Origin of the sequence: Beijerinckia sp. 28-YEA-48, from assembly GCF_900104955.1 — a bacterium.
Lineage (GTDB): Bacteria > Pseudomonadota > Alphaproteobacteria > Rhizobiales > Beijerinckiaceae > Terripilifer.
The window spans coordinates 1603125-1618231 of record NZ_FNSI01000001.1 but is presented as its reverse complement, the minus strand read 5'-3'; the positions used below and the strand labels follow the sequence as shown (position 1 = coordinate 1618231).

At 61.1% G+C, this 15107-nt stretch carries 17 protein-coding genes; 4 read left to right on the top strand and 13 right to left on the bottom strand.

The annotated features are described in order from the left end of the window. The gene (gene der, locus BLW50_RS07630; RefSeq protein ID WP_090699832.1) at positions 1 to 1422 is read left to right on the top strand and encodes a ribosome biogenesis GTPase Der; all 1422 of its coding nucleotides are present in this window, start codon (positions 1 to 3) and stop codon (positions 1420 to 1422) included. Here the strand turns inward: der and BLW50_RS07625 are convergent. The 11 genes from BLW50_RS07625 to BLW50_RS07575 all read right to left on the bottom strand — a co-directional run bounded on the left by BLW50_RS07625 (position 1419) and on the right by BLW50_RS07575 (position 9796). Next, positions 1419 to 2858, bottom strand: a complete 1440-nt coding sequence (locus BLW50_RS07625; RefSeq protein ID WP_090699829.1) for a cryptochrome/photolyase family protein — start codon at positions 2856 to 2858, stop codon at positions 1419 to 1421. The two genes, der and BLW50_RS07625, sit on opposite strands and share 4 nt — an antisense overlap. A gap of 137 nt (positions 2859 to 2995) precedes the next feature. Then, on the bottom strand, positions 2996 to 3307 hold the full coding sequence (locus tag BLW50_RS07620) for a hypothetical protein (RefSeq protein ID WP_090699827.1): 312 nt from the start codon (positions 3305 to 3307) through the stop codon (positions 2996 to 2998). 267 nt (positions 3308 to 3574) lie between these two features. Continuing rightward, entirely contained in the window at positions 3575 to 3886 is a 312-nt protein-coding gene (locus BLW50_RS07615; protein WP_090699824.1) for a hypothetical protein, read from the bottom strand. A 196-nt stretch (positions 3887 to 4082) separates the two neighbouring features. Beyond that, entirely contained in the window at positions 4083 to 4331 is a 249-nt protein-coding gene (locus BLW50_RS07610) for a hypothetical protein (RefSeq protein WP_090699820.1), read from the bottom strand. Positions 4332 to 4567: 236 nt separating this feature from the next. Further along, positions 4568 to 5539 carry a Bug family tripartite tricarboxylate transporter substrate binding protein gene (locus BLW50_RS07605; protein ID WP_170850040.1) on the bottom strand — a complete coding sequence of 324 codons (972 nt, stop codon included), beginning with the start codon at positions 5537 to 5539 and terminating at the stop codon, positions 4568 to 4570. A gap of 123 nt (positions 5540 to 5662) precedes the next feature. Continuing rightward, positions 5663 to 6655, bottom strand: a complete 993-nt coding sequence (locus tag BLW50_RS07600) for an aldo/keto reductase (RefSeq protein WP_090699813.1) — start codon at positions 6653 to 6655, stop codon at positions 5663 to 5665. A gap of 99 nt (positions 6656 to 6754) precedes the next feature. Further along, positions 6755 to 7012, bottom strand: coding sequence for a YARHG domain-containing protein (locus BLW50_RS07595; RefSeq protein ID WP_090708836.1), 258 nt, complete (start codon positions 7010 to 7012; stop codon positions 6755 to 6757). Between the two features lie 75 nt (positions 7013 to 7087). Continuing rightward, on the bottom strand, positions 7088 to 7561 hold the full coding sequence (locus tag BLW50_RS07590; protein WP_090699811.1) for an SRPBCC family protein: 474 nt from the start codon (positions 7559 to 7561) through the stop codon (positions 7088 to 7090). Positions 7562 to 7583: 22 nt separating this feature from the next. Then, a complete protein-coding gene (locus tag BLW50_RS07585; RefSeq protein ID WP_244544450.1) occupies positions 7584 to 7937 on the bottom strand; it encodes a DoxX family protein in 354 nt (117 codons plus the stop codon). A gap of 183 nt (positions 7938 to 8120) precedes the next feature. Then, the gene (locus BLW50_RS07580; protein WP_090699800.1) at positions 8121 to 9389 is read right to left on the bottom strand and encodes an RNA polymerase sigma factor; all 1269 of its coding nucleotides are present in this window, start codon (positions 9387 to 9389) and stop codon (positions 8121 to 8123) included. Beyond that, on the bottom strand, positions 9386 to 9796 hold the full coding sequence (locus tag BLW50_RS07575; protein ID WP_090699796.1) for a YciI family protein: 411 nt from the start codon (positions 9794 to 9796) through the stop codon (positions 9386 to 9388). Before BLW50_RS07575 ends, BLW50_RS07580 begins: the two co-directional genes overlap by 4 nt. A 453-nt stretch (positions 9797 to 10249) precedes the next feature. On the opposite strand from BLW50_RS07575, the gene BLW50_RS07570 reads away from it, so the two are divergent. Next, entirely contained in the window at positions 10250 to 11671 is a 1422-nt protein-coding gene (locus BLW50_RS07570) for a UDP-N-acetylmuramate--L-alanine ligase (RefSeq protein WP_090699793.1), read from the top strand. On the opposite strand, the gene BLW50_RS07565 is transcribed toward BLW50_RS07570, so the two are convergent. Both BLW50_RS07565 and BLW50_RS07560 read right to left on the bottom strand, forming a co-directional pair. Then, positions 11672 to 12262 (bottom strand): hypothetical protein, encoded by a 591-nt coding sequence (locus BLW50_RS07565; RefSeq protein ID WP_090699791.1) that lies wholly within the window; start codon positions 12260 to 12262, stop codon positions 11672 to 11674. A 114-nt stretch (positions 12263 to 12376) separates the two neighbouring features. After that, complete coding sequence (locus tag BLW50_RS07560) at positions 12377 to 13258, bottom strand: EcsC family protein (RefSeq protein ID WP_090699787.1); 882 nt, start codon at positions 13256 to 13258, stop codon at positions 12377 to 12379. A gap of 437 nt (positions 13259 to 13695) precedes the next feature. Between BLW50_RS07560 and BLW50_RS07555 the strand changes: the two genes are divergently transcribed. Together BLW50_RS07555 and BLW50_RS07550 are read left to right on the top strand one after the other, a co-directional pair. Further along, positions 13696 to 14319 carry a transglutaminase-like cysteine peptidase gene (locus BLW50_RS07555; RefSeq protein ID WP_090699785.1) on the top strand — a complete coding sequence of 208 codons (624 nt, stop codon included), beginning with the start codon at positions 13696 to 13698 and terminating at the stop codon, positions 14317 to 14319. Between the two features lie 138 nt (positions 14320 to 14457). Beyond that, entirely contained in the window at positions 14458 to 14976 is a 519-nt protein-coding gene (locus BLW50_RS07550) for a hypothetical protein (protein WP_090699782.1), read from the top strand. The last annotated feature ends 131 nt before the right edge of the window (positions 14977 to 15107 follow it).

Sequence of the window (15107 nt, the reverse complement as noted above, 5' to 3'; positions counted from 1 at the left end):
ATGCATTTTACCGTCGCCATCATCGGGCGGCCGAACGTCGGCAAGTCGACTTTGTTCAATCGACTTGTCGGCAAGAAGCTCGCTCTCGTTGACGACCGGCCCGGGGTGACCCGCGACCGGCGTGAAGGAGACGCGCATCTGGGCGATCTCGACTTCTCGATCATCGATACCGCCGGCCTCGAACAAAGCGACCCGGATTCCTTGACCGGGCGCATGCGGGCGCAAACTGAAGCCGCCATTGCTTCGGCCGACGCGATTTTCTTTGTCATCGACGCACGCACCGGCATCACGCCGACGGACCGGCATTTCGCCGACCTGGTGCGCCGCGCCGACAAGCCCATCGTGCTTATCGCCAACAAGGCGGAAGGCAGAACGGGTGAATCCGGCGCTTATGAAGCCTTTTCGCTTGGTCTTGGTGATCCGATTGCCTTGTCGGCTGAGCACGGCGATGGCTTTAGCGAACTCTATGCCGCCTTGCGCGAAGCGCTGCCGGACGAAACCGCGCTGCCGGCCGAAGACGACGAGGAGGGCGCCACACCGCTCGTTCTCGGCGACGAGGAAGATGGCAGCGAACTTGATCCGACCAAGCCGCTGCGCATCGCCGTCGTTGGTCGTCCGAATGCCGGCAAGTCAACCTTGATCAATCGCATCGTCGGCGAAGACCGTCTGCTCACCGGCCCGGAAGCCGGCGTGACGCGGGATTCGATCTCGGTCGATTTCGTCTGGACGCCTCGCCATGGGCCCGACCGCAAGTTGAAGCTGTTCGACACGGCCGGTCTGCGCCGCAAGGCGAGCATTCAGGACAAGCTCGAGAAACTGGCTGCGGGCGACGCGCTGCGGGCGGTGAAATTCGCTGAAGTGGTCGTCCTCCTGCTCGACGCGACGATCCCTTTCGAAAAACAGGATCTGACCATCGCCGACCTGGTCGAGCGCGAGGGCCGGGCGCTGGTCATCGGCGTCAACAAGTGGGATTTGATCGAGGACCCGCAGAAGCTCATGCGCGACCTGCGCGAGAAAGCCGACCGTCTGTTGCCGCAGGTGCGCGGCGCTGCCGTCGTGCCGGTTTCGGGTCTCGAAGGCACTGGCATCGACAAGCTGATGCAGGCGATTCTGAGCACGCACGAAGTCTGGAATAAGCGTATCTCCACTGGCCGCATCAACCGCTGGCTGGAAGGCGCCGTCGAACAGACGCCTCCACCAGCCGTCTCCGGCCGCCGCATCAAGATCCGCTACATGACGCAGCCGAAGGCGCGGCCGCCGTATTTCGTCATCTTCGGCAATCAGCTCGACTCGCTGCCGGTCAGCTACGAGCGCTTTCTGATCAACGGATTGCGCGCGACGTTCGAACTGCCGGGCGTGCCTATCCGCATCTCCAAGCGCACCACCAGCAACCCTTATGAGAAGCGCAAACGCGGTTCTTAATCTAGGGTCTTGAACGCTGCCAGCGCACGAGCGCGGGCCTGCGCATGATCGACGATCGGTCTCGGATAAGTCACGCCGAGCTCGACGCCGGCCTTGCTCAAGATCTCGGTCGGTGCGGTCCAGGGCTTATGCAGATAAGCGTCGGGCACGTTCGCGAGTTCTGGCACGTAGGTGCGAACATATCGGCCCAGGGGATCGAACTTCTCGCCCTGCAGGATCGGATTGAAAATGCGGAAGTAGGGCGCTGCATCGGCGCCTGAGCCGGCGACCCATTGCCAGCTCGCCGCATTGTTCGCCGGATCGGCATCGACCAGCGTATCCCAAAACCAGGCTTCGCCGAGGCGCCAGTCGAGCAGCAGATGTTTGATGAGAAATGAGGCTGCGATCATGCGGACGCGGTTATGCATGAAGCCGGTCTGCCAGAGTTCCCGCATGCCGGCATCGACAATCGGATAGCCGGTCAGCCCCTTGCGCCAGGCGCTCTCGTCCTCGGCTGATGTTCGCCACGGAAAATCGTCGAAACGAACATTGTAGTTCTTTCGTGCCAGATCCGGATTGTGGAACAGCAGGTGATAAGAAAACTCTCGCCAGCCGATCTCGGACAGAAATTTTGCGACATTGGACGCCAGGGCCGGCGAACGCTGTCCGGCATGGTGAGCCGCATGCCAGACTTGGCGAGGTGAAATTTCGCCAAAGGCCAGATGCGCGGACAGCCTGGACGTCGAGCGTTTACCCGGTTGGTCACGCTGGTCGGCGTAATGCGGCAGAGCCTCGTCGAGAAAGGTTGATAGGCATTGGCGTGCGCTGGCTTCGCCTGGGGTCCAGGCATCGCGCAGGCCTGCCGCCCAATCGGGCTTGCGAGGCAGCAGATGAAGGTCGCTGAGTTTGCTGCGCGCCGGCGCGCCTGACGTCCAGTCCGCGGCCTGTATTTTGGCAGGCGCACGTTGCGGTGCATCGGGATCGGGCATGGCGAGACAGGCCCGCCAGTAAGGTGTGAAGACCTTGAAGGGGCCGCCAATCTTGGTCGTCATGGTCCAGGGTTCATTCAGAAGCTGACCGTTGAAACTTTCGGCATGCGTGCCGGCGTTCAGCAGTTCCGCCTTAAGGGTCTTATCAATTTCGATGCCGGCTGCATCGTAGCGACGATTCCAGAACACATGGCTTGCGGCCAGTCTGTCGGCGAGCTGTGGGACAAGAGCGATGGCGGATCCTTCTAATATGTCGAGGCGGCCACCGCGCTTGCTCAGTTCCTTGGAAAGCTGATCGAGCGAATGATGCAACCACCACCGGCTGGCGCCGCCTCGTGCGCGCACTCCTGTTTCCAGAATATAGATGACGAGGAGAGGGGCGCCGGTCGCAATCGCCGCCGCAAGAGCCGGATTGTCGCTGAGCCGCAAATCGTTGCGTAGCCAGACGATAACGGGAGCCGTCGACATATAAAGGCGTTTCCAACTGGGGGACGATCAGTATGGCAAACGCACACGGCAGGGCAACTGCATAAAGAGACCGCCGCGTTGATGAACGCGGCGGTTTTTAAAAAAAACTCAAACTTGATCCTAGGACAGCGTCGAGATTAGTCGAGCGTGCTGTCCTGATCGTTGTAAATCGCCTGAAGGGCACGGTCCTTGGACGTCAGCGTGATGCCCTGCGCGGGCACGGCAACGAAAGGTTGGCCGGCGGAGGTGGTCTCCTGGCGCAGATCGCTCACGCGCTGTTGGCGCAAATCCTTAGCGGAACGGTGAATGGTCGGCGCAGCCACGGCGGCCTGCGGTGCCACATAAGAGTCGAGGGTGGCGTCAGACGGACGGCTCTGCGCGAACGAGGCGCCAGAGAAAGCAACAGTCGCGGCGAAAGCGCCCGCAACAAGAGCAAACGAACGAGTCATCTTAATTCTCCATACTTCATCTTGCTTATGCTCCAGCCCTTGTTGGCGCTGAAGCGAAGACGTCAATCGGCGTCACCATCAGGATGTAGGTGTCGATTTCGTTTTTGCATCGCTATCTCACGGGCTCGTGAGTGTTTGTGATGAGAAGCTGAAGTGGCTGTGGTGAGCGCAAAAGTCTGAACGGACGTCAGCAAAAAAGAAACCGCCGCGTTGAGAACGCGGCGGCTTTTTTAGAAACTCAAACTCAATCTTACGACAGCATCGAGATTAGTCGAGCGTGCTGTCCTGATCGTTGTAGATCGCCTGCAGCGCACGATCCTTGGCGGTCACAGTGATGTTGTGAGCAACCGTCGGGGCAAGCGGCTGGCCAGCGGAGGTGGTCTCCTGGCGCAGATCGCTCAGACGCTGTTGACGCAGGTCCTGGGCACTACGGTGAATGGTCGGCGCAGCCACGGCGGCCTGCGGTGCCACATAAGAGTCGAGAGTGGCATCAGACGGACGGCTCTGCGCGAACGAGGCGCCAGAGAAAGCAACGGTCGCGGCGAAAACGCCCGCAACAAGAGCTAAAGAACGGGTCATGGTAATTCTCCATTTTCTTACAGACGCTGCGGCCCGCATTGGCACCGGAGCGTAGAGACGTCGATCGGCGTCTGGTCATGATGTATGCGCCCAAACCAGCTTTTCGAGGGTCTCTCACGGGCTCGTGAATATTCGTGATTGCAGTGCGATAGGTTATTGAAAATTATAGATATAAACGATACGATACCGTTCAGAATCAATAGTAGTGGTTGTTGAAATCCAGCGTCTGGTCGCGGCCCTGATAGGCGCGTTGCGGATCAAACTGGCGCGGCGAAAGAATGGGGGCCGGCGCGGGATAGTAGGGGACGTAGGCAGGCGCCGGTTCCGTGACCATGGCGCGATAGTGCCTATGCTTGGCAGTCATGCTGCTCTTCGCGAAGGTGGGGCCCGATAGAGCCAAGGTTGCCGCGAGGGCACCCGCAACAAAAACAAGGGACTTGATCATAGCGTCTCTCCTTAGGGTGGTTTTGCCGTGCCCAAATCATGCGACATGATGTGGGCACGAATACCGTCGGGAGAGCCGTTTCACGGGCTTGTGAGAGCTGTTGAGAGTGCGTGACGTGCGTCGCACGCCTAGTGCAAAAGACTTAAGCGGCGCAGTCGAAAATCAGCAGTGTCTATCGAGGAGGTGAACTCTTTGGGCATTGATACGAGTTTAGGTCTTGCTGATTTGAGCCGCGATTACTCGCGGCTCAACCGCTTCATGTTCAATTGAGCGGCGATCTCGGCGACATTCTCAGTCTGCGTCTGCAAGCTCTTTTCCATCGCAGCCGCACCGGCCGGTGCCACAGCCTGGCCTGTGATCGTGACACGTTCGATGAATGCGGGATCGGAGGCGGCGGCTACGACATCGGCGCCGATGCGGGCGCGCAATTCCGGCGACATGCTGCTTGGGCCAAATAGACCTACGGAACTCGCGGCATTGAGAACGGGGAAGCCGGCTTCGGCAGCTGTGGGCGCTTCCGGAGCAAGTGGCGAACGACTGTTGCCGCTGACCGCGATCACCTTCACCTTGCCGGATTTGAGCTGGGGGCCGATCGCGGCAAGCGCGCCGAAGATGACTTGCAGCCGGCCTTCGCTGAGATCGTTGGGCGCCATCACCGCATCACGATAGGGCACCTGGGGGATGTCGATCTTTTCGTTCTTCATGAATGCCGACCAGGTGAAGGCGGCGATGCCAGCCGATGACGTACCACTCAATTTACCGGGCTCAGCGTGGGCGCGTGCGACAAGCTCTTTCAGGTTGTTGATGCCCAGCGCGGTCGGCACCGAGACCGACAGAACAGTTTCGCTGACCCTGGCGATCGGCGCGATATCGCGGGCGAGATTATAGGGCAGCTTTTCATGCTGGTAGGGATGCGCCAGGAAGTTCGCAAGCGAGGCATAAAGTAGAACATGATCGTCGGCGGCGTTGGCGAAGGCGCCAATGGCGATCAGCGCATCGCCGCCAGGTCGATGTTCGATGACGATCGGTTGTCCCCATTTCGAACTGAGGCGGTCCTGCAGCAGACGTGCGGTGATATCGATGCCCGATCCGGGCCCAAAGGGGAGGATGAAACGAACCGGCTTTGTCGGCCAGGTTTGCGCCGCTGCTGGCAAGGCTGAAAGAAATCCAGCAAAAGCACAGAGCCCGAGCAGGCTTTTCCTGATCATGCGTTCCCCCATTTGTGCAGACAAGCCACAATGGTGGCCTGTCTCCCTCTGCACTTTCCAAAATTATACCGGACAGGGCAGATTGACAATGGGCGGAGTTTTACCGTCGTAGTGCTTCGCGGCTTAGAGGAACACGCTGCCCATCTGTCCTTCGGGATAGCGCAAGCCGGCAGCCGCGCCCTTCGGAATGGCTTCTGCGATACGACGCAGATCGTCAGCGCCGAGTTCGACATTCAACGCGCCGATGTTTTCGATGAGGCGCTCGCGACGCTTAGTGCCGGGAATGGCGATGACATCGTCGCCTTGCGCCAGCAGCCACGCTAAAGCGAGCTGGCCCGGCGTGCAGCGCTTTTCCTCGGCAATCGTCTTGAGGCGGCCGACGAGATCGACATTGCGCGCCAGATTGTCCGCGGCGAAGCGCGGATGGCGACGACGCGCATCGCCCTCGGTAAAGGACGAGTCGTCGACGACGGCTGCGGTCAGCAGGCTACGGCCAAGCGGCGAATAAGCGACAAAGGAAATGCCGAGATCGCGCGTCGTCTGGCGGGTCTCTTCCGCTTCGGTGCGATAGAGCAGCGAGAATTCGTTCTGCACGGCAGCGATCGGATGCACCTTGTGGGCGCGACGGATCGTCTCCGGGCTGGCTTCGCTCAGGCCGAGCGCGCGCACTTTGCCTTGCGCCACGAGTTGCGCCATCGCGCCGACTGTCTCTTCCACTGGCACATCGGGATCGATTCGGTGCTGATAGTAAAGATCGATGGTCTCGATGCCGAGCCGCTTCAGGCTCGCCTCACAGGAGCGCACCACGGTCTCGGGCTTGCCATCGGCGAATTTGCCGCCACGGCCACCGAGATTGCCGAACTTGGTGGCGATGACGGCCTGGTCGCGGCGGCCCTTGATGGCTTGCGCGATCAGTTCTTCGTTCTTACCGTCGCCATACATATCGGAGGAGTCGAGCAGCGTGACGCCGTTGTCGAGCGCGGCGCGGATCACATCGATGCTGGCTTCGTCCGTGCTGGCGCCATACGTGCCGGTGAGAGACATGCAGCCAAGGCCGATGGCCGGCGTTTCGATGCCAGACTTGCCGATCTGTCGCAGTTTCTTGCTGGTGCTCATCGCATTGTCACCTAATTTGGGCCACTCGGTGTGTGGACTGAAAGACTGCTTCATAGTCAATGGCGGCGGTGAGCGCAATTTGGCAGCATAGTGCACTCTTCAGCGCGGGCATCCGCGCAAATCTTCCTGGCGCTGAACGGCATTGACCTGTGCTTGCTGTCGCGGGCTTAAGCGGCCATAGGGTGGGAAGCAGTTTTCGCCGAATTCGGCGCGGGCGCGTTGCGTCTGAAAGCAGTATCCAGCTTCCGCATAGACGGCGTTACGCTGATACCAAAGCTGACCGCAGGATTGGGCCTGCGCGGTCGCGGCGGGAAGGATCACGGTCGCGACCGCAAGAGCGAGATGAACAGCGCGCATGACAAGCTCCATGAAAGAAGCCTGCATTCTGCCACGGGCGGGATCACACGCCCAGGGCCATGCGCGCACCGATTTCTAGATTTTCGCTGCGAGCGCCGCAAGCTGATCGGTGCAAGTGCCCCAGCCTTGGTGAAAGCCCATTTTTTCATGCGCTTCGCGATCTTCGACGCTCCAGTGTCGCGCCACAGCCGTGTAGCGGGTCTGGCCGTTGCCGATATCCTCAAAGGTCAACACGAGGGTCATGAACGGTTTGTTCGAGGGTACCCAGGCTTGCGTGAAGGCATCGGTGGCGACGATCTTCTTGTTCGGGATGACTTCGAGATAGACGCCGGGGCAGGGAATGTCGGTGCCCTCGGGGCTGCGCATCACCACCAGGCTTGAGCCACCCGGCCGCACGTCGATCTTCACTTCGGGTGTGGTATAAGGGGCGGGAGCGAACCATTGCTTCATCAGTTCCGGCTCGGTCCAGCAGCGATAGAGTTTTTCACGCGGCGCATTGATGACGCGGGTGAGCACGAGTTCGCGATCCGCGGTGTTGGTCTGTGTCATCGTCGTTCTCCTGGGATTCAGTTCAGAAGCGGATCGGAAACAAGGCGCGCAACTTGGCGTCGCGCAGCCACAATCCGCCCCAGGCGATGAGGCCGAGATAGAGGCCGAACAGCAGATGGCTGAAGAGCGGCGAGTCGACCCGCAGATGCGTGGCCATCGCACCACCGAGAAGGCCGGTCAGCAGCACGGCGCCGAAAACCGACGTCTTCGGCCACGCATAGAGCAGCGCGATCCCCAAGGTGAGAATGCCGAGGCCGCGTGCTTGCGCAACCGTGCCGCTATAGCCCAATTGCTGCAAAGTTTCGGTGACGGGCGCGATCGGCACCAGTTTGATCCCGCCATCGAAGATGAGAAAGGCGACGACCAGGCCGCTCATGATGCGGCCGGTCCACAACCAGGTCTTGTTGGAATTTCTCTTGTTGGAATTTCCGGTTGTTGATGCAACGTCTACCACTACTGCCTCCGTCGTTTGGTTCATTGGCGGCAGCAAGGGCGCTGCGGCCGTTCTGATCTAAGGACGAATGATGGGGCGCGATGCCGACATCGATGCGCGAAAATTTCAGGCGTGTGACGCCTGCTTGTCGCCGGTCTCGGCGATCAACCGGTCGATATGCATGCGGATATGCGCGGCTTCGGCCGGCGATTGGGCGAGCGCGATCGCCTGGTTAAAGGCGATACGGGCTTCACCAGCGCGGCCGAGTTGCAGCAGCAGCCCGCCCTTGAGGCCGAAGAAATAGAAATAGCCGGAGAGCTTCGCGGCCAGCGGCTCGATCATGGCGAGCGCATCGGCGGCGCCGCGCACCTTGGAAACCGCGACAGCCCGGTTGAGCGTGACGACCGGCGAGGGCTGCATCTGTTCCAGCGTCGCATAGAGCGCGTCGATCCCTGCCCAATCCGTGTCCTGCGGCCGCTTGGCCCGGGCATGCAGAGCGGCGATGGCCGCCTGCACCTGATAGGGCCCCGGCCGGCGGTGGCGGATGGCCTTGTCGATCAGCGCCAGCCCCTCGGTGATCAAGGCGCTTTTCCACAGAGTGCGGTCCTGATCCTCAAGCAGGATGATCTCGCCGTTGCCGTCGTACCGGGCTGGCGCACGGGCGTGCTGCAACAGGAGCAGTGCCGTCATGCCCATGATCTCAGGCTCGGTTTGGAACAGGCGCAACAGGAGGCGTGCCAGGCGGATCGCCTCGTCGCACAAAGGCTCGCGATCGGGTGTCGTTGGGCCGCTGGCCGAATAGCCTTCGTTGAACACCAGATAGATCATCGCCGCGACGGCAGCGAGCCGTTGCGAGCGTTCGATGGCGCCGGGCGTCTCGAACGGCACATCGGCCTTGGCGATGCGGGCCTTGGCGCGGGTGATACGCTGTTCCATGGCGCTGTCGCCGACCAAAAAGGCGCGGGCGATCTGCTTGACGCTGAGGCCACTGACGATGCGCAGCGCCAGGGCGATCTGCTGCGAGGCCGGCAGGTCCGGATGGCAGCAGATGAACAGGAGCCGCAGCACGTCGTCACGGTAATGGTCGCCGTCGAGCCGGTCGACCATTTCGCTCTCCGCGTCGCTGTCGTCGGAAATGCGCTCTTCGTCAGGCAGTTCTTCCTGCTTGCGCCGGCGCCGCACCTCATCGATGGCGGTGTTGCGGCCGACCATGATCAGCCAGGCGGTGGGATCGCGCGGCGGCCCATTCTGCGGCCAGGATTTGAGCGCCCGCAGGCAGGCATTCTGAAAAGCTTCCTCAGCGGTATCGAGATCGCGAAAATAGCGCAGCAGCGCGGCGACGGCCTGGGGCCGGGCCGAGGTCAGTGCGCCATTGATCCAGGCGAGATCCGTCACGTGATCTTCACCCCTGGCATGACCTGCACGCCCGGCAAGACCTGCACGCCCGGATTGAAAAAGCCGATTGGCCGGATTTCATAGGTGGCGCCGTCATTGGCCTGCATGAGCTGTCTGGCGGTCGCGACTGCCTCGTCGAGGTCGGCGCAGTCGATGACGAAGAAGCCGAGCAGTTGCTCCTTGGTCTCGGCGAAGGGGCCATCGATGACGAGCATGTCCTCGCGCTTGTTCTCGCGAACTGTCGTGGCGGCGGTGGTGGGCAGGAGGCGGGCCACCGGACCAAGGCGTCCGGCCTTGGCGAGATTGTCGGTCACTTCGGTGAGTTGGCGCATCACCTGTTCGTCCTTCTCCTTCGGCCAGGAGCAGACAACGTCTTCGGAGTGATAGCAGAGGATCGCATAAAGCATCGGGCATTCCTTCGTTGAACCAAGGACGAATGCGCGAGCTTATAGCCGACAGCGGCAACGAAAAATTCTGCTGGCGTACGCTGTGGACGACCATGGTGCCGCGACCGGTCAGTTGGCGACCTCCCGCAGTGGTCGGCCATCCCCCCGTGGAAGGGCGTTCCGACCCGGGCGGGCACAGGGCTAAAACCCGAGTTTCAAGCAAAAAATACCCAAAATCCTCTCGAATCGCGCGATTTTCGGCGGAATTTCTTCGCTCAGGACTCATTTTTGCCGGATGCAGCGTCACAATAGGATGCTATGATTCACCAAGCCAAATGAGGTCCCCTAGATCAAATTTGGTCAGATCCGGGCGGGGAATCAGGCCCCCGCCCGGATCGCTTTTTCTCTGCTCTGCTATGGTCGGCACGCGCGATTCGGCGCTTGAGATGCGATTGGCCCAAGGCGGAGCAGGCGTTGAACGGTTTTCCTTATCGTAAGGCACATGTCATCGGCATCGGTGGTGTCGGCATGAGCGCCACCGCGAAATTGCTGCGCGATTCCGGCCTCGCCGTCACAGGATCCGACGAAGCGGTCTATCCACCGATCTCCGACGTGCTCCGTCGTGAGAAGCTCGATTATCGCACACCTTACGCCGCCGACAACATTCCCCCCGACGCCGATCTCTTCGTCATCGGCAAGAATGCCAAACTGGTGCGCGCCACCAATGAGGAAGTGCGCGCGGCCGAGGACAGCGGCAGGGCGATCATGTCCTTCGCCGAAGTGCTGGGTCATCTGTCACAGAATAAAACCGCCGTGGTTGCCGCCGGTTCCTTCGGCAAGACGACGAGCGTTTCGCTGCTTGCCCATGCACTGTTGGAAAGCGGCCTCGATCCATCCTTCATGATCGGCGCAGTGCCGCTGTCGCCGCCGACCGCGGCCCATGTCGGCAAAGGCGAACTGTTCCTTCTGGAAGGGGATGAATATCCCTCGTCAAACACAGACGATCGTTCGAAATTCCTGCACTATCATCCAGCCCACTTGTTGCTGACGCCGCTGGCCCACGACCATGTCAATGTGTTTCCGACGGTAGAGAGTTATCTGGCGCCGTTCACACAGCTTATCGACATGGTGCCGGCACAAGGCGCTGTGCTCGCCTCGACCAGCGGCGAATTAAGCGGCCGTTTCCTCGCCAGCGTGAAGCGCCCCGTGACCACCTATGGCATTGCCCAGGGCAACTGGCAGGTGCGCGACATCGCCTGGGGCGAGCGCACGCGCTTTCGCATCGTGCAGGGGGAAGCCGAGGTCGCCCAGGTCGAAACCGGCCAACTTGGCTTGCACAACATCGAGAACATGCTCGGCGTCGGCGCCTTCCTTATCGGGCAGGGCTATGTGAGCGCGCAGCAGTTCGCCCGCGCCATGGCCTCGTTTAAGGGCATCAAGCGCCGGCTCGACCGCAAGTCGGAGCTGACGCGCATCCCGATTTTCGAAGGGTTCGGCTCGTCCTATGACAAGGCCAAGAGCGCCATCGCGGCGATGAAGCAGCATTTCGGCGATCGCCGGCTGATCGTCGTTTTCGAGCCGCATACGTTCAGTTGGCGCAACCGCGCCACCATGCATTGGTACGACGACGTGTTCGACGGCGCCGCGCAAACCTTCGTTTGGCATCCAGCCGAGCAGGGCGCCGGCACCCATGAGCAGGTCACCCAGGCCGATATCGTGGCGCGGATTGCGGCGTCCGGCCATAAGGTCGAAGCGATCGACGATAAGGCCACTGCGGTCGACGCCATCGGTAAAACGATAGGCGATGATGCGGCGGTTCTGTTCCTGACCTCGGGCCATCTCGGCGGCCTGATCGAGGCGGTGCCGGAATGGGCGGAACGGAAGTTTCCGGTCTGATCAGCGTTTGTTGAGATCGAGGATTTCCGTCCCCGTCGACCCCGTGGCGCCGATCATGCGCGCACTGCCGCAACTGGCCGTCGCGGCCGCATCGGCGGCGTCGCGCGCCAATTCATTGGCGTTGCGATTGGCCTTCACGTCGATGATGGCGAGGAGACAGTCCTGTTCCGGTGTGAGTTTCAGAACGGCCAGCGCCGAGGCCGGGCGTCCATCATCGCCCCTGGCCGAGAGCCGCAAGATCGCGGCCGTCGGCGCAAACGCGCTGGAGCGCCCTTCACCGCGCCATTCGATCCTCGGCCCGGCATCGTAAGGCGTCAGGACGTCGAGGCTCTTGCCGTCCGCCCGAGCCAAGGTCGTGCGCACCATCAGGCCGTGATAGGTGACGCTCACCTGACGCTCGCCAAGGCCGTTGCACCGATAGAGCAGTGGCTTGAAGTCCTCGTGCGGCTTGATCTGGCCTGACGCGGCTTGATCGAGCTTGCACTCCTGGTTGCCGAGGTTGGTGTAGCGACTTTCGGCGGCCAAGGCCGAAGCGGCATGCAGCAGGCCCGCTGTCGCGAACAGGGTCAACAGAAGCGGGGCCGTTTTCATGATCGCTCTCCAGGCGCAAGTGCCGTCTTAGCTGATCACTAATTCTTCCCGCTCGAGCAAGATGTGTTTTTTGGCACGCGGGGCCGGTGCCCCGCGCCAAACCTATTCGCTGGCCTATTCGGTTTCCCGGTTGGCGCGCCACACCGCGACCAGGCGCCCATATTCCAGCCTGATCTGTTCGGGGCTGTATCTGCGCTCCAGGCGGCGAACGGTGAAGTGGCCGCGCGCCAAGCCCTGGAAATGGTCGACGAAGGCATAGTTGATGCTGGCCCCGGCGATCGCGCCGAGCACCGGCACGGCCTGCGCCGCGGCCTTCTGCGTCACAACCACCCCGAACCGCGCCGCGATCTGGGTGATCAGCTTGACGAAGACCGGCGCGCTTTCCTGCGCCGCGCCCTGGGAGGCGAGATATTTGGCGGCGTCGCTGATCGATTTCGACAGGAAGGCGCGGGCGGCGAAATAGGCGCTCTCCATTTCATTATCGACTTCGGAGCGGCCGCCAAGGGCGAAGACCTCCATACAAGCGAGCGCCGTCTCGGGGTCCTTCAGGTTTTCCCCTTCGCTGCGGGCGATATCGGCGATGGCGCGCAGGATGATCGTCGTCGAGATCGGCAGTTCGATAGGCAGGGCGGCGATGCCCAAGGCACCGCCGGCGGCCCCCGACGCCGTTGCCAGCGTCTTATGATAAAGGGTGTTGGCCGTACCGGGCTTCTGATCGAGGCTTTTCAGGGCAATCTTCATCGCGCCTCTGAGCGCCAGCGAGGCGGCCTTGCCGGCGAGATTGCGCACCCGAGCCGGCACGAAATTGCCGACGCCGGAAATCTGCTTGCCCAGCACATGGGTCAGGCGCGCGGTCATTGAGGTATATTCGAGCAGGCGGACAGCCTCGACGAGCGCCTGTTCGTCCTCGACCGCCAGCGGGCTGAAGATTTGGGACGGATCGACCTCGACGATTTTCAGGCGCGGGCCGTCATTAAAGGGATGTACGTCGGGCATAGGCACTCCTGCTGCAGAAGCTGTGTCCGTCCGACGATCCGGCGTGACCGCTCAAATGTGGCCCTGCCGCGCGCCGTTACAAGCGGGAAAATACATCCGCAAGCTGTCCCAGCCAGCCGACTTTTTTGCGAAATTAACGGGTCTCCAATGGCCATATTAACCAGTTTTCGGCCGGTTTTCCCCCGAGCTGTTAATACATACAGTTTTACTCGGATTGGAGCGATTGCCGCGCGAGGCCGAAGGTCTGAAAAATAATACGTATAATCAAATAGATAGTATGGTTACGTCGAATTTTACCTGATCTCCTTACCGATCGTTATACTTGATGCTGATCCCAGTAGATATGAACGTATTCGCGTAAAAAGCGCGCTTTTCATTTCAATCGACAGCAAAGCCGCCTTGCAACACTGGCCCCATAAGAAAACAGGGGCGGTGTTATGTTCAGGTCGATTGCTAAGATTGCGGTGGCGGCAGCCATTGTGGCCGGGGGATATCTGGTTACTCAGTCTTCCACGGAAGCGCAGTCGCTCAAGTCTTCCTTTATCGCGGTCGGCAGTGACACTCTGGTGCCCTACGGCTGGGTCGATTTCTGCAAGCGCTATACAGGCGAATGCGCGACGCCAGCCCTACCGGCGGCCGACGTCAATTACACGGCCCAGACGGCCAAGCTGATGAAGCGTATCAACAGCTGGGTGAACAACAATATCAAGGCCAAGACCGACCAGGAACATTGGGGTGTGGTCGATCGCTGGGATTATCCGACCGATGGTGTCGGCGATTGCGAGGATTTCGTTCTGCTCAAGCGCCGTCTGCTGATCGAAGAAGGCTTTCCGCGCCAGGGCTTGCTGGTGACCGTGGTGAAGGATGAGCGCGGCGAGGGCCATGCCGTGCTGACGGTCAAGACGAGCCAGGGCGAGTTCATTCTCGACAATCTGGTCGATGACGTGAAGCCGTGGACGCAAATTCCCTACAAGTTCGTGAAACGTCAGTCGCAGACGGATCCGAATGTATGGGTCGATATCGGTGTGGAAACGACCGCTCCCCTGGTGGTTTCTCGCTGATACCTCCGAGAGAGGCAACTCAAGCCGGGCGTGAGCCCGGCTTTTTTGTTTCGCGTTGCGGTGTTTTGTTTCGCGTTGACGGTGTCGGAAAAAAGGAGGAACTTTTACCTACCGGTCCTTAGACTCGGGAGATTTGTGATGAAGAAAGCAAGCTGTTTTGGTCTGGTCGCTGCGACCGTATTTGTCGGTTCGCTCGCGGCCAATCTTCCCGCCCAGGCGCAAGCCAATGCGATGAAAGCCTGCGGCGAGAAATGGCAGGCTGCCAAGGCCGCCAACGCCACCAACAATCAAACGTGGCCGCAGTTTCTGTCCTCATGCCGTAAGGACATGGCCTCCGCGCCGGCGGCAACGCCTGCCGCGGCTCCGGCCCCCGCACCAGCAGCAGCTGCGCCGGCCTCGCGCGCACCAACCGCCAGTGCCGCCGCGCCGGCGCCTCGCGCCCCTGCCGCCAATGCCATGCCGGCCTCGAACGCACTCTTCCCCACCGCCGTTTCGCCGAAATATTCGACGCTCTCGGCCGGTAAGCAGCGCGAGAAGACCTGCCTCGACCAGTACAATGCCAACAAGGTCGACAATTCCAACGGCGGCCTGAAATGGATCCAGAAGGGCGGTGGCTATTACAGCCAGTGCAACACGCGCCTCAAAGGTCAGGGTTGATCCTGATTGGCCGCGCCTGATTGGCTGAGCCATATTGGCGCAGCCATTCGCCAGGCACCCTTGCGCCCTGCGCATGGACAGGGCGTCCCACCCGGCTCTATAAGTCGGGAGAGTACTGAGTCCGGGCCCGC